This is a genomic window from Pseudacidovorax sp. 1753, assembly GCF_040544975.1.
In the GTDB taxonomy this organism is placed as follows: Bacteria; Pseudomonadota; Gammaproteobacteria; order Burkholderiales; family Burkholderiaceae_C; genus Xenophilus.
Map to the genome: position 1 here is coordinate 1 of NZ_JBEPKY010000014.1, position 20,966 is coordinate 20,966.

A 20,966-nucleotide genomic window follows, 5' to 3' on the forward strand; every position below is an offset into this window, starting at 1 on the left:
AGGATCTCCACCGGCACGATCACTTCGGCGGCCTTGCGGATGAGCCCGCTCTGCAGCGCCCAGAGCGCTGCGGCATGGAAGAGCACCACGCCGCCGACGATCAAGGTCGTGCGGGAGACGCCGAGGGGAGAAGAGGGGGGAGAGGAAAAGCGGCTCACAGGGGCCTTGTTCGCGCGGCATGCCGCCCGAGGGCGGCGCGGCCCTGTTCGTTGAAGTCGTCGAACATCGGTTCCACGATGGCCTTGACCGATGCGGACGCTGTGCGCGGCGAGCCCGCATCGAAGGGCGGTTCAGGCGCGTACTCGGCCAACAACTGTACGGCCTCTGCGTAGGGCCGGTCACGCAGCATCGCCACCATCGTGAGCCCCAGATCGAGACCGGCGCTGACACCGGCACCGGTGATGCGGTTGCGGTCACGCACGACACGCGACGGGACCGGAACCGCGCCGGCAACAGGAAGCAACGGCATCGTGGCCCAGTGCGTGGTTGCGCGATACCCGTGGAGCAGTCCTGCGGCACCAAGGACGAGCGCGCCTGTGCAGACGCTGCTGACCCATCTGGCCCGTTGGCCCCGGTCCTGAACGAAGCGCAGCAGTGCCTCGTCGCGCATCGCCGCGAGCGTGCCGTCTCCACCGCCGGGCACGAACAGGATGTCCAGATCAGCGGGGCACTGGTCGAACGTCGCGGTCGGCGAAAGCGCGAGCCCGGAATCACTGACCACCGGATCGAGGGTCTTGGCGACATGGTGGACCGTGGCGCCTATCAGGCTCGCGAACATGTGCTGGGGCCCGACGAAGTCCAGTGCGGTCAGGCCGGGATACAGCAGCATGCCGATCTGCTCCTTGCCGGTCCACTCCGGTGGCAGGGCCGACATGTCATGGGGCGCAGGCACGGGGGTACCGGAGGCTTGCGCGCCAGCAAGCCATGGCGAAGCCGCAAGTGCTGCTGTGGCTGCTCGGAGGAATCGTCTTTTTCCGTGTTCCATGTGCAGCGGCCTCAGTAGTCGACGCGCAGTGTCAGCTTGGCCGTGCGCGGGGTGCCGAGCTTGATCCAGTCCTGCACGAACTGGTGGCTGCCCGTGTAGTACTTCTTGTTGAAGACGTTGTCCAGGTTGAACTGCAACGACGCCTTGGAAGCGCCCCAGCCGAAGCGATAGGCCAGCATCGCGTCGACGCGGCCATAGCCGGGAAGCTGGAACGTGTTGGCTGTGTCGCCTGCCCGGCTGCTCTGCGCGAACACGCCGGCGCCACCGCTCCACTGCGCGTCGAACGCGTAGCGGGCCCAGATGCTGCCCGTGTGACGGGCAACGTTCGCCAGGCGCTTGCCCTGGTAGGTCGGATCCTCGGTCACCTCGGCATCGGTGTAGGCATAGGAGGCGATGACCGAAAGCTTCTTCGTGATCTCGCCCATCACATCCCATTCCAGGCCACGCGAACGGGCCTTGCCGACCGTGAGCAGGTTGTAGAAAGGCGGCTGGTCGATCACGACGTTCGCGGCGCGGTTGCGCTTGACGAGTTGAAAGAGGGCCACCGTCGATGTCAGCTTGCCGTCGAAGAGCGCCGCCTTGTGGCCCACCTCGAATTGCCGCGCCTTCTCGGGCTGCAGCGCAGCCAGCGTCACGGTGTCGCGGCCGTTGTTCGTGGCCAGCGAATCCTGATACTGCGCGTACACCGCCTGGTTGGCGGCGAACTGCCAGACGGCGCCCACGCGCGGTGAGGTGTAGGACTGGTCGTTGGGTGCCACGCTCGCGTCGCTGGAGTAGATGGCACTGGTTCGGTCGTGGCGCAGCGCGCCGGTCAGGAAGACGCCGTTGCCCAGTGCCAGCTGGTCCTGAAGGTAGAAGCTGGTCCAGCGGTTGCGGTCCTGCACGTCCATCGGCATGGCCGTCGTGGTGTCGAGCTTCGGCGTCTTTCCGAAGACCGGCGCGTAGACGTCCACCGCCGACAGCTGCTGGAAGTACATGGTCCCGGTCTTGCGGCTGTCGTAGGTGTCGAAGCCGGCCAGCAGCGTGTGCTGGATGCTGCCGGTGCTGAACTTGCCGATCAGGTCGACGTTGAACTGATCCAGCTTGTAGCGGCCGTCCGGCCGGACGTTGAAGTAGTAGCGACACAGCGTGGCGCCCGAGCCGTCGCAACTTTCGAGCGGCGACACGCCGGCACCAAGGTCCACCCGATAAGGCGTCACGTCGACCTCGGCGGTGGTCCCGCGTGCGCTGAGCGCCTTCGCCTTGACCTGCCAGGTGTCGTCGATCTGGTGGGAGCCTTCGACCTTGAAGACGGCGGTCTTCGCGTTCGACAGGTCCGGCGCATCGTTGAACTGGCGAGACCAGGGCAAGTTGGCGGGGCGGTCGCCGTTGGTCGGCACGCCGTAGTCGGTTCGATAGCGATGCTCGGAATAGTCCAGCGTCGCGCTCAGGCTGGTTCGGGTGTCGGGCACCCAGGACAGGGTGCCCGTGAACGCGCCGAGCTTGTCTCGAACGTAGTCGCGGACCGAATCCGAGCTGTAGTAGGAGGCGCCGAAGCGGCCCAGCAGAGTGCCGTCGCTGTTGACGGGGCCAGAGCCCTCGATGGCCGTGCGGGACAGTCCGTACTGGCCGACGGTCTGCTCCAGACTGAACTGCGGGACGCGGCTGATGGGCTTGCTGACCACGTTCACCAGGCCGCCTGGCTCGGCGCGGCCGTACAGCACGCTGGCGGGTCCCTTGACGACTTCCACCGATTGCACGTTGGCCATGTTCACCGGCAGGCCCGACACCTTGGTGCCGTCGAGGTAGTAGGTGGAACTGCCGGACATGGCGCCCATGGCGGTCATCGAAACGCTGGGGAAGCCGCGCAGGATGACGAGGGGTTGCATCGACCCGTTGAAGCCGAAGTCGAATTGCACGCCCGAGACATTGCGCAGCGCGTCCGACAGCGTCAGCGCGCTCTGGTCGTCGATCACGGCCTTGGGCACCACCTGTGTGCTTTGCGGTATCTGGATCCACGGCGTGTCCGTGCGGGTCGCAGTGCTGCTTTCAGGCGCGCTGTAGCCATTGCGCTCGCCGATCACGGTGACCGAGGGCAAAGTGGCGCTGCCGCTCTGCGCGCGGACCGCAAGTGGGAAAACAGCCAGGCCCAGCGCCCACAGGGCCGCGGTGAGTGGGTGTAGGAGCAGTTTGTTTTTCATGAGGGGGCGTCTTCAATCAGGGGTGGGGTTGCTTGGAAGCGGAGGGAAGGGCTTGCTCACGCCGGTCTGTCTGCTTCACGGGAAAGAAGAGGGCGACGGATGCGACCGGGCGGGGTCGGCAAGCTCGCGGGTGTTCATTGATGGCGGCGGAACCTTGCTGCGGCGCGAATGCAGCGAACGCGACTTGAGCCGCAGACGTCGCCAGCCGATCACCACACCGGTCAGGCTCACCACGGCGCCGCCCAGGCTCAGCGCCACCAGCAGCACATCCCACAGCGGCCGGCGATCCAGTAGGGGCAGCCAGTCCCAGCTGTGCAGCAGCGCGAACAGCCAGCGGCTGGTACGGCGACCGCTGTCGCTGCGGCCCAGCACGGTGCCGGTGGCCGGGTCGATGTGGACCCAGCTGTGCTGCGCATCGCCGAACACGGCCCGCAGCACGGGGAGCGGGCGCTCGGTGCCGCCGGTCATGGTGTGGGCTGCGCGGTCGTAGTAGTGGAAGTCGTAGGCCTGGAGGCGCTCGATGCGAAGCAGCGGCGCGGGCAGGATGCCGGCAATGGCGGCCTGAAGCTGGCCTTCGTCGACCGTATGGGCAGACGCGTCCGCGGCCTTCAGAAGCGTCGGCCGACCCACGGCGCCGTTCGCCTGGACGACAAGTACGCCCAGCACCGGCGTCCAGCGCAGTTCGCGCGTGCCCGCGCCGGCAACTGCCAGCAGGGCCGCGGGCGTGGCGTCGCCTGCCATCGGTTGCAGCGGCATGCCCCGCAGCGCCTGCACCCTCAACGGCGCGGCACCGGTGTCGAAGATCCGCCACGGATTCATCGACATCAGCCCGCTGAAGGTCCAGGTCAGCGTCACGGCGCCGAACAGCAGTCCCCCGATGTGGTGCCAGCGCATGGCCCGGCTGCCGTAGGGTGAGCGGGCGCCGCTCTTGTAGGGCCGGCCGAAGCGCCATCGCATCAGGCCCACCGCCATGCCGGCCAGCACGAGCGCGATACCCGCGATGGACAGCCCGTTGACGATGTCGGTCCACCACCCGTCTAGCACCCCGCCGCGGAAGGGGTAGAGCCAGTGGATCCAGGCACCGACATAGTTCCACCGCCGCTCGGTGCGCGTCGCGTCGCGCACCACCTCGCCGGTCAGACTCGACACATAGAGCCGCGTGTCCTCGGCATCGCCGAGCTGCAGCACGTGCAGCGGCCGGTGCGCATCGAGCGCACGCGAATGGGTGAACGCGTCTTCCTGGACAAGGCCGACGTGCCGAGGCTTCGGTGTGTCCACCGGGGACGCGCCGCCAAAGGCGGCAGCGCTGGCCGTGGCCGTGGCTGCGTCGGCGTCGTATAACCGCTGCCCGCTGCGGGCATCGATGACCACCGTGCCGGCCCCGGGTGAGGGACGGCGCCGGCCGCCCGGCGCCGTTGCCGGGGGGGCGTCGGGCACGACCAGGTACACCGGCCGGCCAGCGCGGGCCGCGGCCAGCCGCAGTTCGCGCAAGGGACCGGCGACGCCCGCTCTCTCCAGCGCCTCGTGCGGGCCGAGCAGCCCGGCGCCGTCGCCCAGCGGCGGCAGATGCGCCAGACGTTCGGCGGGCGTGAGCTTGGGATAGCCCACGTACATCATCACCACGCCCGACACGAACCACGTCGCGAAGAAGGCGCACAGCCCCACACCCATCCAGCGGTGGACGAGAAAGAGCCAGCGCTTGCAGCGCACTCGCATGGCGGGCCTCCGCTCAGAAGCCGACGCGCAGCGTCAGGTCGGCAGTGCGCGGCTCGCCCAGGTAGGCCATGGTGCCGGTCAGGTTGGCGGCATAGACCCGGTCGGTCGCATTGCGCAGGCGCAGCGTCAGTTCGGCGTTGCGGTGGACCTGATAGCTCAGGCCCAAGTCCAGCAGCGTGTAGGCCGGCCAGCGCAGGGTGTTGGCCGCGTCGCCATACACGGCACCGACCCGACGGATGCCGATGCTCGCCTGCCACTGGGGCGCGAAGGCGTAGGACGTCCAGAGGTTGGCCACGGTGCGCGGGGTGTTGGTGGGCGTCTTGCCCGCATAGTCCACACCGCCCTGCCTGTACGCGTCGTATCGCGCGCGGGCGTAGCTCCAGTTGGCCTGCACCGACCAGTCCCGCGTGGGCTGCAGGCCCACGGCGATCTCGCCGCCGCGGGACGACTGCTGACCCACGAGCACGGTCAGGCTGCTGTTGGCCGGATCCTGCGTCGCGATGTTCTTGCGCACGATGTCGTAGACCGCCAGCGTCGCCGTGCCCTTGCCCTGCCAGAAGTCCAGCTTGCTGCCCAGCTCGACCTGGCGGCCGGTCGTGAGCTCGCTGTTGTCGCGCACATTGGCGAAGCTGGCGGTACTCAGCACGCCAGCCGGCGGGTCCGCCGCCGTCGCGTACTGCGCATACAGGTTGGCGCCTGGCGCCACGTCCCACACCAGGCCGGCGCGGCCGGTGGTGGGGTTGTAGCCACGCGAATAGGTGGCCGGACTGGCCGCGGTCACCTCACGGCGATTGATCAGGTCCAGGTCGATGCGCTCGTGGCGCAAGGCCGTCACCAGGCTGAGCGAAGGCGTGAGGAAGGTGCGGTTCTCGGCAAAGGCTGCCAACGTGCGCACCTTGTTCTCCCGGTCGGGCCGGAAGCCCGGCGTCATGCCGCGGATGGTGAAGAAGGGCTCGGTGGTGAAGACGTAGGGGTTGACCGTGCTGACCGTGGCCGACAGGCTGTTGGGGAAGCGGGTCTGGCGGTTCAGGCTCACGTCCAGCCCGAAGGACCAGTCGCTGCGCAGGCCGGCCAGCCGGCCCTGGTAGCTGCCGTCGATGCGGTTGCCCACCATCCGCTGGTCGTGCCGCTGCAGCAGCGTGGCCGAGCGCGTGACCGCCGTGTTGCTCCGGTTGAAGGTGTAGCTCTCGACGTTGCGGTAGTCGCGCAACGCGTCGTAGACGTAGAAGGTGTTGCGCAGCTGCAGCGCATCGCTCACGCGCCAGTCGGTGAGCGAGCGCAGCCACTGCACGCGCTGGGCGTAGATGCCGTCGGCGCTGTTGTAGTTCTTGGTCCGCGTGCCAGGGTCGATGCGCGCGGTGCCGGCCAGCGGCTGCATCAGCGGCGTTCCCCAGTAGGGCCGGTCCACGTATTCCTTCTGGTACTCGTAGGCCAGCGTATGGCTCAGGCCGCCGCCGAAGTCCGAGAGCAGCGAGGTCGCCAACTGGGTCGCGTCCTTGCGCGTGCCATCGGTCCAGCCATCGCCGTGGCGACGGTTGAGGTCGATGCGCAGGTAGTGGTCGCCGCTGCCCAGGCCATCGCCTGCGATGCGTCGGTTGAGGCCGACCGATGCCTCCTTGAGCCGGTCGCTGCCCAGCCGCAGTTGCGCCTCCGAGATGTCGTGGCGGGCTGCGAGCTTGGTGATGTAGTTGATGGTGCCGCCCACGCCGCCTGCGCCGTACAGGAAGCTGGAGGCGCCGCCGATGGCTTCGACGCGGTCGTAGATCCAGCTGTCCACCGGACGTGCGGCGATCGTGTACTGCACATTGATGCCGTTGAAGAGCTGGGTGAGCGAGGCGCCGCTGAAGCCGCGGTACTGCACGCCGATGTTGCCGGGCGCGTCATGTGCCGTGACGCCCGGAATGGCACGCAACACTTCCTGCGTGTTGGTGGCGCCGCGGGCATCGATGGCGGCACGGTCCACCACGGTGACCGTGGCGGGCGTCTCGCGCGGCGTGAGGCCCAGCTGGCTGCCGGTCGTCACCGGCACGTCCAGCGGAAGGCGGCCATTGGGCTGGGCAGGCGTCTCGCGCACCTGCACGGGCGGAAGGCTGTCGGCAGACGCGCTCTGCGCATGGGCGGGAGCGACAGCGGGCAGGGCCAGAAGGCAGGCCCACGCGAGCGGCGTGGGGGCGAAGGGAAGGCGAAATAAGGACATGGTTCTCGTCGAAGGGACACAGGAATCCGCGGCGGTGTCGGTGCACCGCCCAGGCAGACGCTGGCCCGCGCGGCCTGGGCGGCCGCGGGGCGTCGGTGGCGCAGAGTCAGCCGGCCAGCGCTGGCGGCGGTGCGCGCGCCTGCAACGGACGCCAGGACGTGTCCGCGAAGAGAACCAGGGGCCGCTGCGGGACGGGCAGCGGCAGAGGGATCGCCCGCAAGGGCAGGCCGGCCGTCCAGACCGGCAAGGGCATGAGCACGCGCGCATGGCAGAGCGCGCAGCCCGACGACGTGGGAACGGCATCGGACGTCTCGCCGCCCTGGTCGGCGTCGTCCTCCGTGCCGGTGCGGGCCGTGGCTGCCGCGCCTTGCGCCACCGGCAGTGCCTGCATCCCCTGCGCCGTGCAGACCATGAAGGCGCCGGCCGGCTGGCGTGCGCCCAGGGCCTGCACCCCGTTCAGGGCCGGCCACATGGGCAGCAGGAGCAGCAGGCAGTGGGCAAGCAGCAGCCAGCGCGCCACCCTGCCCGGGAAGGGCATCTTGGGTGACGGGCGGCGGCAGGCGTGCATGGATGGCGCTTACTTCAGGCCCAGCACCCAGGTGGCGAGCTTCCGGGCCTCGGCGTCGCTCACCTGCGTATTGGCCGGCATCGGCACCGGGCCCCAGACGCCGCTGCCGCCCTTGAGGATCTTCTGGGCCAGGAAACTGGCGGCATCCTTGTTGCCAGCGTACCTGGCGGCCACGTCCTTGAAGGCGGGACCGATCACCTTCCTGTCGACGGTGTGGCAGGCCATGCAGGCCTTGGCGGTGGCCAGGGCCTGATCGGCCCACGCGGGGGCGCTGGCGAGGAGGGCGGTGGCCAGAACGAACGGGGCGAAGGGGAAACTTCTACTCATCGGAGGCTCCATGACCTGAAAGGGTGGAAAAGAGGTTGGGCGACCCCACGGGCCATCTGCCGCGCGGCATCGCACGTCGTACTCGGCCGGCATGTGGCGTCCGGGATTCAGTGCTTGTGCTCGCCGTGCGTCATCGGCATGGTGTCGTTCTTGAGCGGCCGCACCGGCGCCTCCACCTGCACGGTCTGCCGCTTGCCGTCCTTGCCCTCGAACACCAGGCTCAGCGGCACGGTGTCGCCTACCTTCACCGGCTGCTTCAGGTCCATCAGCATCACGTGGTAGCCGCCGGGCTTGAGTTCCACCGGCTTGCCGGCGGGCAGGTCGATGGCCGTCACCTGCCGCATGCGCATCACGTTGTCCTGCATGGCCATCTCATGCACTTCGGCCGTCGGTGTCAGCGGCGAACTGACCGAGACCAGGCGCGCATCCTGCGCCGACTCCAGCCGCATGAAGGCGCCGGTCGCCTTCTGCTGCGGCACGGTCGCACGGACCCACGCGTCCTTGACGGTGACCTGGGCGTGGGCCGCCGCAGCTGCGAAGAGCAGGGCGCCGAGTGCGAGGGGGCGGAAGGGGAAGGTCATGCGAAGGCTCCTTGGTGGTGGGTGAAAGGAAGAAGAAAAAGGGAAGCGGTCAGGCCGGCTTCGGCAGCAGTTGCCGCACGTCCGCCGCACGCGGCTCGGCGCTCCGCTCGCGCGGCAGCAGGACGCACATGCGGCCCTGGGGGTCGTACAGGTCGCTGAAGGCCGATTGCTCCAGCGTGGAGAGGGCGCCAGTGCGAACCGCCCTCAGGGGCCACACGGCACAAGCCGGGGGCGCAGGGGCGAACGAGGCGAGCCGGCCATCCGAATCAGCACGACGTCGTCGCCTGATGGGCGACGGGAAGCGCTGCGGTCAGGCCGTCGGCAGCGGGGCGGCGGGCGGCCCTCGGGGCGGCAACGGCGCCCCGACCAGCGCGGCGATGCGCGCGCGAATGATGGGATGAAGGGCATGCGCCAGCGGGCTGGGCTGGGGCAGCGTCGGCACATCGGCCGATGGCGGCACGCCCATCGCCAGGCAGAGCGGGCAGTCCAATCCGTGGTGGACCGCTGCCTGCGCCTTGCCGTCGTCGTCGACGACCACAAGCTTGACGGAACCGCCCTGTGCGCAGACCAGTTCCATGGCCTGGGGCGCGACCCAGGGCGATGCGAAGGCCACGCCAAGTGTCAGCAGCAGCCACGCCAGGACGAGGCGGACCACCGTGAACGAATTGCGCAGCCAATGCATCAGGGCATTATGCATAGGCCTTGCTGCAGGCCACCGCCCAAGGCCGTACTGTCCTGGCCGTTCGCACTGTTGGCGCCAAACCAGCCGCTCGCTAGCATGGACCGATGGACTTCCGCCGCCGCCTCTGGATCGTGTCTGCCGCGCTGGCCGTTGCCGGATGCGCGGCGCCCGTCGCCTCTCCGCCATCGCCCGCCCATGCGCCCTCCGTGCAGACGAACAGCCTCGGCATGCGCTTCGTGCGCATCGCAGCCGGCGAGTTCATGATGGGCAGCGACGAATCCGCCGCCACCCTGGCCCGCGACTTTCCGCAGCTGCCGCCCGAGCGCTTTGCCCAGCTGGGCGACGAAGGCCCGGTGCACAAGGTGCGCATCACGCACGCCTTCTGGATGGGCCAGCACGAGGTCACGGTGGGCCAGTTCCGCCGCTTCCTTGAACGCTCGGGCTACGTGCCGGAATCCATCGCCGATGGCACCGGCGGCTATGGCTGGCGCGCCGACTACGACCCCGCCAAGACCGCGCGCGGCGATGCCTTCGAAGGCCGCGACCCGCGCTATGCCTGGAACAACCCCGGCTTTGCGCAGGGCGACGACCACCCGGTGGTCAACGTCACTTGGAACGACGCGCAGGCCCTGGCCGCGTGGCTCAGCCGGACCGAGGGCCGCCGCTACCGCCTGCCGACCGAGGCCGAATGGGAATACGCCTGCCGGGCCGGCACCCGCACCCGCTACAACACCGGCGACGACCCGACCTCGCTGCGCGGCGCGGCCAACGTCTTCGACCAGCGCACGGCGGCCTACTGGCCGCAATGGAAGACCATGGCCCTGCCGGCCGACGACGGCTTCTCGTTCACCGCGCCGGTGGGCAGCGGCGCCCCCAATGCCTGGGGCCTGTACGACATGCACGGCAACGCCTGGGAATGGGTGGCCGACTGGTACGGCGAGGACTACTACGCGCACTCGCCCATCGACGACCCGCAAGGGCCGGCCGACGGTTCCGTGCGCGTGCGCCGCGGCGGTTCGTGGCACACCTGGCCCTTCTATGCCCGCGCCAGCTATCGCAACTGGAATGCGCCGGACACGCGCTACACGCTGGTGGGCATCCGGCTGGTGCGCGAGGACGGGCCCTGAGCCTGCGGGCAGCGGTACCGGACCACCGCCGCCGCAGGAATCAGCCTCCCGGCAGATGCAGCCGGGCCGAATCCTTCACCTCTTCCATCACCGCATAGGTGCGCGTCTCGCGCACGCCCGGCAGCTGCCAGAGCACCGCGCCCGCAAAGCGCCGGTAGTCGGCCATGTCGGCGCTGCGGGTCTTGAGCAGGTAATCGAAGCCGCCGGCCACCATGTGGCATTCCATGATCTCGGGATGCACCTGCACCGCGGCCTTGAAGGCATCGAAGACGTTGGGCGTGGTGCGGTCCAGCAGCACCTCGACGAAGACCAGCATGCCCGCGCCCAGCTTGAGCGGGTTCAGCCGCGCCTCGTAGCCCAGGATGTAGCCCTCGTCGGTGAGCCGCTGCACCCGCGCCAGCACCGCCGTGGGCGAGAGGCCGATGGTCTCGGCCAGCTTGACGTTGGTGATGCGGCCATCGGCCTGCAGCGTGGCCAGGATGCGCAGGTCCAGGCGGTCCAGTTCCGGCGCTGAATCCAGTGGTTTGTTCGGCATGACGAGAAGAATTCGAACGAATATTCGGCGAAGTCTGCGGGATTATTCAGGCATCCGCTAACCCAGCGCCCATCTGCGGGACTGCCATGACTGCCCTCGCCACGCCTCGACCGACCCTCGCCGTCCCCGCTGCACACCATGCCGGCGGCGGCGCCACCGATGCAGCCACCATGGCACCGCGCCTGCGCCATGCCATCGCCGGGGCCTGCCGACAGGACGAGGCCACGGCGGTCCAGGCATTGCTGGGCGAGGCCCGCCTGTCGCCCGCACAGGCCCTCGCCACCCACGAACTCGCCTGCCGCCTGGCCCAGCACCTGCGCGAGCGCGGCACGGGCAGCGGCCGCAGCGGCCTGGTGCAGGGCCTGCTGCAGGAATACACCCTGTCTTCGCAGGAGGGCGTCGCCCTGATGTGCCTGGCCGAGGCGCTGCTGCGCATTCCCGATGCGGCCACCCGCGATGCCCTCATCCGCGACAAGATCGCCCAGGGCGAATGGCAGGCCCACCTCGGCCGCAGCCCCTCGCTGTTCGTCAACGCCGCCAGCTGGGGCCTGCTGCTCACGGGCCGGCTGGTGGCCACGCACAGCGAGACGGGTCTCTCGGCTCAGCTCGGCCGGCTGGTGGCCAAGGGCGGCGAGCCGCTGATCCGCAAGGGCGTGGACCTGGCCATGCGCATGATGGGCGAACAGTTCGTCACCGGCCAGACCATCGGCGAGGCGCTGACCAAGGCGCGCCCGCTGGAGGCGCAGGGCTTTCGCCATTCCTACGACATGCTGGGCGAAGCCGCCATGACCGCCGAGGACGCCGCGCGCTACCGCCGCGCCTACGAAGAGGCCATCCATGCCATCGGACGGGCCTCCGCCGGCCGCGGGCCCGCCGACGGGCCGGGCATCTCGATCAAGCTCTCGGCCCTGCATCCGCGCTACAGCCGGGCGCAGAAGTCGCGGGTGATGAATGAGCTGTACCCGGTGCTGCGCGACCTGAGCGCCCTGGCCCGGCAGCACGACATCGGCCTCAACATCGACGCAGAAGAGGCCGACCGTCTGGAACTGTCGCTCGACCTGCTGGAGCGCCTGTGCTTCGAGCCGGCCCTGGCGGGGTGGAACGGCCTGGGCTTCGTGGTGCAGGCTTATCAGAAGCGCTGCCCCTTCGTCATCGACTTTCTCATCGACCTGGCGGCGCGCAGCGGCCACCGGCTGATGGTGCGCCTCGTCAAGGGCGCCTACTGGGACAGCGAGATCAAGCGTGCCCAGGTGGATGGACAGGACGGCTTTCCGGTCTACACCCGCAAGGCGCACACCGACGTGGCCTACCTGGCCTGCGCACGCAGGCTGCTGGCCGCGCCCGCGCAGGTATATCCGCAGTTCGCCACCCACAACGCCCACACCCTGGCGGCCATTTACACGATGGCCGATCCGGCCCGCTGGCAGCCGGGCCAGTACGAATTCCAGTGCCTGCACGGCATGGGCGAGCCGCTGTACGAACAGGTGGTAGGCCGTACCGAAGACGGCCGGCTGGGCCGGCCCTGCCGCATCTACGCGCCCGTGGGCACCCACGAGACGCTGCTGGCCTACCTGGTGCGTCGCCTGCTGGAGAACGGTGCCAACACCTCCTTCGTGCACCGGATCGCCGACCGAACCCTGCCCATCGATGCACTGGTGGAAGACCCGGTGGCCACGGTGGACCGGCAGGCGGCCGAGGAGGGCAGGGCGGGCGCCCCGCACCCGGCCATCGCGCATCCGCTGCGGCTTTACGGCGAGGCGCGGGCCAATTCGCGTGGCATGGACCTGGCGGACGACGCGCAACTGGCCGTGCTGGACGCCGCCGTCGCAGAGAGCAGGCGCGTCGAATGGCAGGCCGCGCCCATGGTCGCGGCCGGGCCGCAGGCGGCGGGAGTGCCAGTGGCAGATCCTTCGGCCGCCGCCTGCTTGCCTGGGACGGCCACCGCGAGCTCCGCGCCCGGGCCCGTGCGCAACCCCGCCCGGCATGACGACATCGTCGGCATCGTGCGGCCCGCCACGCCCGACGACGTGGCCGCCGCGCTGGCCGCAGCGCACGACTTCGCCGGCCCCTGGGCCGACACGCCGCCCGCAGAGCGCGCCGCTTCGCTCGAACGCGCGGCCGATCTGATGCAGGCCCGCATGCCACGGCTGGTCGCGCTGCTCTCCCGCGAGGCCGGCAAGACCTTCGCCAACGGCATCGCCGAAGTGCGCGAGGCCATCGACTTCCTGCGCTTCTACGCCGGCCAGGCCCGCCGCGCGCTGCAGGGCGACGACCACGCGCCGCTGGGCCCTGTCGTGTGCATCAGCCCCTGGAACTTCCCGCTGGCCATCTTCACCGGCCAGATCGCCGCCGCACTCGCGGCCGGCAACCCGGTGCTCGCCAAGCCCGCCGAGCAGACGCCGCTGATCGCGGCCGAGGCCGTGCGCTTGTTGTACGAGGGCGGCATTCCCCGCGCGGCGTTGCAGTTGCTGCCCGGCGACGGCGAGACAGTCGGTGCTGCACTGGTGGCCGACGGCCGCGTGCAGGGCGTGATGTTCACCGGCTCCACCGAGGTCGCGCGCCTGCTGCAGCGCAGCCTCGCGCAGCGAATCGGCGCACATGGCGGCCCCGTTCCACTGATCGCCGAAACGGGCGGGCAGAACGCCATGATCGTGGACTCGTCCGCGCTCACCGAGCAGGTGGTGGCCGACGTGCTGGCCTCGGCCTTCGACAGCGCGGGCCAGCGTTGCTCGGCGCTGCGCGTGCTGTGCGTGCAGGAGGAGTCGGCCGACGCGCTGCTGCACATGCTGCGCGGCGCCATGGCCGAGCTGAACCTGGGCGATCCTGCGCTGCTGCCCACCGATGTCGGCCCGGTCATCGACGCCGAGGCGCAGGCCGGCATCGAGGCTCATGTGCAGGCCATGCAGGCCCGCGGCCGCCGCGTGCACCGCGCGGGCCGCACGCGCCCCGGCACCACCGAAGGCGGCACCTTCGTGCCGCCCACGTTGATCGAGATCGACAGCCTGGTCGAGCTGCAGCGCGAGGTCTTCGGCCCGGTGCTGCATGTGCTGCGCTGGCGGCGCCCCGAACTCAACGCGCTCCTCGCACAGATCGCCGCAACGGGCTATGGCCTGACCCTGGGCCTGCACACCCGCATCGACGAGACCATCGACCGCGTGGTGCAGGCCGCGCCGGTGGGCAATGTCTATGTGAACCGCAACATCGTGGGCGCCGTGGTGGGCGTGCAGCCCTTCGGTGGCGAAGGCCTGTCGGGCACCGGGCCCAAGGCCGGCGGGCCGCTGTACCTGTACCGGCTGCTGGCGCGGCGACCGCGGGGCTTCCTGGCCCACGCCGTGGCGTGCGCACTGCCGATGGGCGAGGCCGACCACGTGGACACCGCCGACCTACCCGCGCTACGCGTCTTGCAGGACTGGGTTCTCCGCAGCGGCGATGCGCCCTTGGCCGAGCACTGCGAGCAGTTGCACAAGGCCATGCCGCGTCCCATCGCCTGGCTGCTCGCCGGCCCAACCGGCGAGCGCAACCGCTACGCCCTTCACCCTCGCCGCGCGGCCCTGTGCCTGGCCGACGAAGACCGCGTGCGACTTGCCCAGCTCGCCGCCGTGCTGGCCGCCGGAAGCCACGCCGTGTGGCCTGTCCATGCTTCAACGACGTCACTGCATGCACGGCTGCCGCCGCCCGTTCGGGCGCAGGTCAGCTTGGTCGACGATCCGCTGGATACCGAGGGGGCGTCCTTCGAACTGGTCCTGCACCACGGCGACGCGGCCCAGCGCCTGGCCGTCGCACGCCAATTGACCGAACGGCCCGGGCCCCTCGTCGCCCTGCACGCCTGGCCGGCGGCAGAGCCTGCCGCGGCGCTCGCGGCACTGCTCGGCGAGCGCTCGCTGAGCGTCAACACCGCCGCCGCCGGCGGCAATGCCAGCCTGATGACGATGGGTTGAAGCTCAGCCGCCCAAAGGCCGCTCGCCCCCAGCCGATCGCCGCGGCGCCACCCGCCCGGCTCGTTGCCGCGCCGGCCCCTGCGCGGTCGCCAGGTTGTGCGCCGTGTTGATCAGCCCGATGTGGGAGAAGGCCTGCGGAAAGTTGCCCAGTTGCCGGCCGGCCTGCATGTCGTATTCCTCCGAGAGCAGGCCGACGTCGTTGCACAGGCCCAGCAGGCGGTCGAAGAGGGCGGCGGCGTCGTGGTGCCGTCCCGCCAGCACATAGGCATCGGCCAGCCAGAAGCTGCAGGCCAGGAAGGCGCCTTCCCGACCGCCCACGCCATCGTCCGTGGCGCCGGTCGAGTAGCGCTGGACCAGCCCGTCCTGCATCAGCCCGCGCTCGATGGCGGCGATGGTGCCGGCCACGCGCGGATCCGTGGCCGGCAGGAAGCCCACCTGCGGCATCAGCAGCAGCCCCGCATCCAGGCTCTTGCCGCCGTAGTACTGCACGAAGGTGTCGAGCTGCGAGTCGAAGCCGTGCACGCAGATGTCCGCATGAATGGCGTCGCGCACCTCGCGCCAGTGCTCGACGGGGCCGTCCCGGCCATGGTGTTCCACGGCAGCGACCGCGCGGTCGAAGGCCACCCAGGCCATCAGGCGCGAATGGGTATACGCCTGAGGCGGGCCACGTGTCTCCCAGATGCCCTGGTCCGGTTCGCGCCAGACCTTCTCCAGGTGCACCAGCAGGGCCTTCTGCATGGCCCAGCCCTCGGCATTGGGCTGCAGCTCGGCGCACCGGGCGGCATGCAGGGTGTCCATGAGCTCGCCGTACACGTCGATCTGCATCTGGCCCGCGGCGCCGTTGCCCACGCGCACCGGCCGGCTGCCTTCGAAGCCGGGCAGCCATGGCAACTCGTACTCGGGCAACCATCGCTCGCCGCCGATGCCGTACATGATCTGTAGCTGGTTCGGCGAGCCGGCCACGGCGCGCATCAGCCACTGGCGCCAGTGCTGCGCCTCCTCGCGGTAGCCGGCATTGAGCAGCGCATACAGCGTGAGCGCGGAGTCGCGCACCCAGCAGTAGCGGTAGTCCCAGTTGCGCGTGCCACCGATGGCCTCGGGCAGCGAGGTGGTGGGCGCCGCGACGATAGCGCCGGTGGGCGCATAGGTCAGCAGCTTGAGCGTGATGAGCGAGCGCACCACGGCGCCGCGCCAAGCCGGCGGCATCGGCGGCAGGGTGGCGCGGCCGACCCAGTCGTGCCACCAGAGAACCGTGCGCTCCAGCGATTCGTCCCGGTCCTCCACGAAGTGCGGGCGCCGGTTGGAGGGGTGATAGGCCAGCGTCATCGGCACGCGCTCGCCGGCGCGTACGGTGAAGCGCGCACGCGTGCTCATGCCGTGGCCTTCCAGCGGCATGTCGGCATGCAGCTCGATGGCATCCGGCCCCGCGACCATGCTGAGGCCATAGTCCTTGCGTTGCACCCACGGCACCGTGCAGCCATGGGCGAAGCGCACCGTCAGGTCGAGTTGCATCGCCACCTCGCCCTCGACGCCCGCCACGATGCGCACCACGTCGACATGGGCGGGGTCGTCGTCGCTGCGGGGCATGAAGTCGGTGACAGTGACCACGCCGGTGGCGGTCTGGAAGCGGGTCTCCAGCACCGCCGAGTCGGCCAGGTAGCGCCGGCTCACCTGCGGGTCTGCGTCGACGGGGGCCACCTTCCAGCGACCATGGCGCTCTTCGCCCAGCAAAGCCGCGAAGCAGGCGGGCGAATCGAAGCGCGGCAGGCACAGCCAGTCGATGGCACCGTCGCGGCCCACCAGCGCCGCCGACAGCATGTTGCCGATGAGCGCGTAGTCCTCGATGCGGCGGTGCGGGACGGAAGGCACGGCGGCTTCGCCCTCGGCCACCGCGGCGCGAGGGGTCGTGGTCGGACGCGGGCCGTTCATCCGCCGTGCGCAAAGTCGGGGTAATCGGTCATGCCGCCGTCCACGAACACCGTGGTGCCGGTCATGTAGCGCGCCGCATGCGAGGCCAGCACCACCGCCATGTCGGCGATGTCCTCCGGCTCCCCCATGCGGCCAAGCGGGATCTTGCGCAGCAGGTCGGCATGGCCTTCCGGGTCTTCCCACACGTCGCGGTTGATCGGCGTCCTGATGGCGCCGGGCGCCAGGCTGAGCACGCGCACGCCGTGCGGCGCCGCCTCCTGCGCGAGCGTGCGGCCCATCATGGTGAGGCCGGCCTTGCTGGCGCAGTAGGCGCTGTAGCCGCTCCAGGCGATGGTCTCGTGCACGCTGGTCGTGTTGAGGATCACGCCCGACTTCTGCGGCACCATGCGACGCAGCGCATGGTGCGCGCACAGGAAGGCCCCCTTGAGGTTAACGTCGATCACGCGGCCCCAGGCCTTCGCATCGGCTTCCCAGGCCAGGGCATGCTCGCCGTCGATGCCGGCGTTGTTGACCAGCACATCGATGCCGCCCCACGCCTGGTCGAGCGCCTCGAACATGCCGTCCACGGCCTGCGCGTCGGCGATGTCGGCATGCACCGTGATCGGCCGGCCAGCCGGCGTGTGACGGCAGGCATCGGCCAGCGCCTCCGCGGCCTCGGGCCTGGAGCGGTAGTTGATGGCCACGCGGGCACCGGCGTCGGCGAAGGCCTTGACGATGGCGGCCCCCAGGCCGGAACTGCCGCCGGTCACGAGCACGCGCTTCTGTTCGAGATGAAGGTCCATGCGAATCCCTGTTCGACACAGCCCGCCGGTGCGGGGGCCGCGGCGCCACATTGATGGCACGGATTCATTGGCGCATCGGCCGGGGCGCCTTCGCGTCGGACGAGGCAGACAGCGGTTGAGCGTCCGGACGGATGGTTGGCTGACGGAAAGCCTTGCCGGTCGGTGCCGGCAGGTCGAACGCCGTCGAGCGGCCGTGCTGAAGCGGACGCCGGCAAGCAGCCCCGTCCGCACCCGCTCTCAGCGCTTGGCCGCCTGGACGATCAACGCCGTGGACAGCAGGATGCCCGTCACCAGTGCCGCAATGGCCAGCATGCCGCCGGGCGTGACCTCGACCCGGGCGCTGACCGAGAAGGGTCGCGTGCTCACATTCAGCACGGCGGTCTGGGGCGAGGCGGATGAGGACACGGCAACTCCTTGCAAAAGAGGGCAGTGTGCCAGCGGCCCGGCGCCACGCCCCGGGTGGGCAGCGCCACCCGCTATCGGACGAGGCTTCATCCGCCCCCAGCAATCCCCAAGGCTTGAATGGCCCGCGACGGCGAGCGGCGGCCGCCTACAGGCCCCACGGGCCTATCGCCGCAGCATGAGCCGTCAACCCTTCCACTGGAGACCCCGAACATGACCCCTTCCGACGACTCCACGCGCGCCGACGGCATCGAACGCATCGACGTCGACTCTCCCGAAGCCCTCGAACGCTGGGGCCGCAAGCTCGACGTCACGGCGGCCCAACTGAAGGAGGCCGTGTCCGCCGTGGGCGACAAGGCCCCCGACGTCGAGATGCACCTCAAGGGCACGCGGGCCTCCACCAACGACGACCAGGTCGACAAGGCCGCCGGCAATTAGGAAAGACGGACGCGAACAGGCAGCCCGCAAGGGCACCCTCCTGGGCGTCAATGTTCGTCATCCTCCGGCACAGGGCTGTAGCTGCGAGGCGCCACCACACGGGCCTTGAGCGCCACGCTGTGGATCTGCCCGCCGCTGCGGATGCGCAGTGTCATGGGCACGACGTCCCCCGGCCTGAGCGACCGCTTCATGCGATGGAGCATCAGGAACTGGCGTCCTTCGCCGGTCCGAAGCAGGGTGTCGGCGCCGGGCGCCAGCGGGATGCTGGGCACGGGCGCCATGCTCACCTCGTCTCCACCTCGGCGGATCGTCTGCAGATCCGTCCGGGCCGCGTAGGGTGTGGAAGCAGCGATGAGTTCGGCCGCCCGATCAACGCGAATCGTCATGCCGGCCACCGTGTTGGTAAAGCCGGCCTTGGGGATACGCACCGACGCGTCCGTCACTCGCACGTCGAAGCCGCTCGTGGACGCGATGCTGGCTTGCGCCGCACCCGCCATCAGCAGCATGGTCACCAGACGCCGCAATGACGTGGCAGAAAGAGCATGGATCATGGGAGTTGGCGCGCCGCCCCGCAAAGGGCGGCGCTGGGACACAGGTTTCAGGAAGGCAGGTTGGCGCCCTTGTCCGCCAACGCAATCGCGCGATCGACATTGGCCAGGGCGTTGGTGGCCGCCGTGCCACTGACGGAGGACTGGATGGCCGCGCGCAGCTCAGGCAGCTTGGTCTTGGCCGTCGCATAGTCGCCCTGACGGACTGCCGAGAAGATGACATCGAACCGGTCGAGCAGCGATTGCCGCAGGGCGGTCGCGTCCGCACCCGACTGGAAGTTGCTGGCCGTCAACGACTTCAGGTTGGTCCGGACGATCCCCCAGTCGGGCGCGTACCTCGTCAGGTCCTCCGTCTCCAGGGTCTGGAAGAGCCGTACCGACACCTTGACCATGGTCCGGAAGTATTCGGGATCAACCCGAACGCCCACCGATGGGTAATAGGCCTGGTAGCCGGCGCTCGGCCAGTCGCCGCTCACATGCCAGGCGGGCAGCCGACCGTTGTCCACGAAGGGCGACATGAAGCCTGGCCCCAGCCAGCTGCCTTCGCCCAGCCCATTGACGCCAGTGGCGCTGTACACGCCGGACAGGCCGGTGGCCGTGGGTGTGGACACGGTGGCGCGCTTCAACTTCACCTCCTTCGCGGCCGCGATGACCGTGTCCATGGCCAGGGGGTTGGGAAAGGAATACAGATTGGTGTGGGCGGGCCAGCCGGTCGCCTTGTAGTCGTTCCCCACTTCGGCGAACTGCATGCCACCGAAATGCTCCATCGCCAGTCCGCCGACCAGCCCGTCCGCCGCATCGGGGAAGTCGTCGAAGTAGTCATACGGGTAGGCGTTCTCCGCGCCGGCCACGAAGTGCCGGTTGTCCAGGTAGACCATGATGGTGCGGTCCCGCTGGGCCTGGGGGATCTGCGCGAAGTAGTTCAGCACGCCCAGGATGCCCAGCGAGCCGTTGTCCTCCACATTGCTGGGCCCGTCGGTGTGGGTGATCATGAGCAGCTTCTGATCGTTCGCCTTGCCATAGTTCCTGCCGGGCAGGTAGGCGACGATCTGCGCCGGCCGCGTGTCGGTCGTGGTCGCATTGAGGACCACGGTGGCCTGCTTGCCGGCGGCCGCGTCGGCGGCAATGGTGACGCCCACGTTGCGGTCGACCATCACGCCCGGGCAGTTGTAAGGCTTGGGCGTGGTGTGCTGGCGTGCGCCCTGGGCCGCCAGCGGCGACATGTCCAGGATCCAGATCGCCGCAATGCCGCCCGCCGATGCACAGACGTTGGCGCCGTAGGAAGTCGCACTGCCCAATTGCTGTCGGTTCCGGAAATCCGCATCCGCAGACGCCGGCACCACCTGGCCAGTGGGCGTGAATGTCTCGGGATCGGTGCGGAACTCGTAGTCCGGCAGCGCTGAACCGGAGGTCACGCTCGCATAGGTCTGCTGCTTGATGACCACGATCTTGCCGCTCATCTGGGCCGCCGTGGGCCGCTGGGCAGCCGGCACGTTGAGGTCGTACAGGATCATCTGGCCGGTGACGCCGTTCGCGCCGGTCGAGCCCGAATTGACGGCATAGGCCGCCACGTCCTGCTTGACCCCGTTGGACATCAGCGTCCAGCCGCTCTTGTCAGGCCATTCGGTCGTCTCCCAGAAGGGATAGGGAAATGTGTAGCGGGTGAAGTCCACCATGCCCAGTGCGCGCATCTTGCCCTCGAGGAAGGCGATGTACTGGTCGTACTTCTTGGAGCCGGCATAGGCCGGGCCAAGGTTGTCTTTCTCTGTCAGCCAGGCGGATGCCTCGGCGGCGGTGACGATCTTGCTCTCGTCGAGCGTCGTCATCGGATTGACGGACGGCGCCGATGCCGGCGCCGGTGCCGGCGCGGTCGTCGAAGCGGTGGTCGCCGACGAAGGGACGAAGCCCGACAGGCTGCCGCCACCGTCTCCGCCGCAGGCGGTGGCCGCGATGACGGCAGTGGCCATCGTGGCAAGTGCGAAGGATCTGTTCATGTCTCTGGAATGGTTGGAAGTGATCGAGGGCAGATAC

General features: G+C 69.5%; 18 protein-coding genes and 1 pseudogene. 3 read left to right on the top strand and 16 right to left on the bottom strand.

What is annotated here, in order from left to right; all coding sequences use genetic code 11:
* From ABIC63_RS17975 to ABIC63_RS18020, 10 genes and pseudogenes are all read right to left on the bottom strand, one after another.
* Positions 1–158 (bottom strand): annotated as a pseudogene (locus ABIC63_RS17975) (energy transducer TonB); the annotation flags it as partial.
* Entirely contained in the window at positions 155–829 is a 675-nt protein-coding gene (locus tag ABIC63_RS17980; RefSeq protein ID WP_354320788.1) for a DJ-1/PfpI family protein, read from the bottom strand. The gene ABIC63_RS17980 and the pseudogene ABIC63_RS17975, both read right to left, overlap by 4 nt.
* Before the next feature lie 167 nt (positions 830–996).
* Positions 997–3,165: a TonB-dependent siderophore receptor gene (locus ABIC63_RS17985; protein ID WP_354320789.1), complete on the bottom strand. Its 2,169-nt coding sequence runs from the start codon at positions 3,163–3,165 to the stop codon at positions 997–999.
* 75 nt (positions 3,166–3,240) lie between these two features.
* Complete coding sequence (locus ABIC63_RS17990) at positions 3,241–4,881, bottom strand: PepSY-associated transmembrane domain-containing protein (RefSeq protein ID WP_354320790.1); 1,641 nt, start codon at positions 4,879–4,881, stop codon at positions 3,241–3,243.
* 13 nt (positions 4,882–4,894) lie between these two features.
* Positions 4,895–7,078, bottom strand: a complete 2,184-nt coding sequence (locus ABIC63_RS17995; protein WP_354320791.1) for a TonB-dependent receptor — start codon at positions 7,076–7,078, stop codon at positions 4,895–4,897.
* 106 nt (positions 7,079–7,184) lie between these two features.
* The gene (locus ABIC63_RS18000; protein ID WP_354320792.1) at positions 7,185–7,646 is read right to left on the bottom strand and encodes a DUF2946 family protein; all 462 of its coding nucleotides are present in this window, start codon (positions 7,644–7,646) and stop codon (positions 7,185–7,187) included.
* Positions 7,647–7,655: 9 nt separating this feature from the next.
* Complete coding sequence (locus ABIC63_RS18005) at positions 7,656–7,973, bottom strand: c-type cytochrome (protein ID WP_354320793.1); 318 nt, start codon at positions 7,971–7,973, stop codon at positions 7,656–7,658.
* Positions 7,974–8,080: 107 nt separating this feature from the next.
* Positions 8,081–8,554, bottom strand: a complete 474-nt coding sequence (locus ABIC63_RS18010) for a copper chaperone PCu(A)C (protein WP_354320794.1) — start codon at positions 8,552–8,554, stop codon at positions 8,081–8,083.
* Positions 8,555–8,603: 49 nt separating this feature from the next.
* Positions 8,604–8,771 (bottom strand): hypothetical protein, encoded by a 168-nt coding sequence (locus tag ABIC63_RS18015; protein ID WP_354320795.1) that lies wholly within the window; start codon positions 8,769–8,771, stop codon positions 8,604–8,606.
* A gap of 93 nt (positions 8,772–8,864) precedes the next feature.
* On the bottom strand, positions 8,865–9,236 hold the full coding sequence (locus tag ABIC63_RS18020) for a DUF2946 family protein (protein ID WP_354320796.1): 372 nt from the start codon (positions 9,234–9,236) through the stop codon (positions 8,865–8,867).
* Between the two features lie 104 nt (positions 9,237–9,340).
* Here ABIC63_RS18020 and ABIC63_RS18025 point away from each other — a divergent pair, with 104 nt between their 5' ends.
* Positions 9,341–10,363, top strand: a complete 1,023-nt coding sequence (locus ABIC63_RS18025; protein WP_502935885.1) for a formylglycine-generating enzyme family protein — start codon at positions 9,341–9,343, stop codon at positions 10,361–10,363.
* A 40-nt stretch (positions 10,364–10,403) separates the two neighbouring features.
* Here the strand turns inward: ABIC63_RS18025 and ABIC63_RS18030 are convergent, their stop codons facing one another.
* A complete protein-coding gene (locus ABIC63_RS18030) occupies positions 10,404–10,898 on the bottom strand; it encodes an Lrp/AsnC ligand binding domain-containing protein (protein WP_354320797.1) in 495 nt (164 codons plus the stop codon).
* Between the two features lie 86 nt (positions 10,899–10,984).
* Between ABIC63_RS18030 and putA the strand changes: the two genes are divergently transcribed.
* Positions 10,985–14,836: a trifunctional transcriptional regulator/proline dehydrogenase/L-glutamate gamma-semialdehyde dehydrogenase gene (putA, locus tag ABIC63_RS18035; protein WP_502935886.1), complete on the top strand. Its 3,852-nt coding sequence runs from the start codon at positions 10,985–10,987 to the stop codon at positions 14,834–14,836.
* 3 nt (positions 14,837–14,839) lie between these two features.
* Here the strand turns inward: putA and ABIC63_RS18040 are convergent, their stop codons facing one another.
* The 3 genes from ABIC63_RS18040 to ABIC63_RS18050 form a co-directional block, all read right to left on the bottom strand.
* Positions 14,840–16,765, bottom strand: coding sequence for a glycoside hydrolase family 15 protein (locus ABIC63_RS18040; RefSeq protein WP_354320798.1), 1,926 nt, complete (start codon positions 16,763–16,765; stop codon positions 14,840–14,842).
* Positions 16,762–17,547, bottom strand: coding sequence for a 3-oxoacyl-ACP reductase FabG (gene fabG / locus ABIC63_RS18045; RefSeq protein WP_354320799.1), 786 nt, complete (start codon positions 17,545–17,547; stop codon positions 16,762–16,764). Before fabG ends, ABIC63_RS18040 begins: the two co-directional genes overlap by 4 nt.
* Before the next feature lie 237 nt (positions 17,548–17,784).
* Entirely contained in the window at positions 17,785–17,952 is a 168-nt protein-coding gene (locus tag ABIC63_RS18050; RefSeq protein WP_354320800.1) for a hypothetical protein, read from the bottom strand.
* Positions 17,953–18,162: 210 nt separating this feature from the next.
* On the opposite strand from ABIC63_RS18050, the gene ABIC63_RS18055 reads away from it, so the two are divergent.
* On the top strand, positions 18,163–18,387 hold the full coding sequence (locus ABIC63_RS18055) for a DUF3606 domain-containing protein (RefSeq protein ID WP_354320801.1): 225 nt from the start codon (positions 18,163–18,165) through the stop codon (positions 18,385–18,387).
* 47 nt (positions 18,388–18,434) lie between these two features.
* Here ABIC63_RS18055 and ABIC63_RS18060 read toward each other — a convergent pair whose 3' ends face one another.
* Both ABIC63_RS18060 and ABIC63_RS18065 read right to left on the bottom strand, forming a co-directional pair.
* Positions 18,435–18,893 carry a copper chaperone PCu(A)C gene (locus tag ABIC63_RS18060; RefSeq protein WP_354320936.1) on the bottom strand — a complete coding sequence of 153 codons (459 nt, stop codon included), beginning with the start codon at positions 18,891–18,893 and terminating at the stop codon, positions 18,435–18,437.
* Positions 18,894–18,985: 92 nt separating this feature from the next.
* Positions 18,986–20,929: a hypothetical protein gene (locus ABIC63_RS18065; RefSeq protein WP_354320802.1), complete on the bottom strand. Its 1,944-nt coding sequence runs from the start codon at positions 20,927–20,929 to the stop codon at positions 18,986–18,988.
* Between the last annotated feature and the right edge of the window lie 37 nt (positions 20,930–20,966).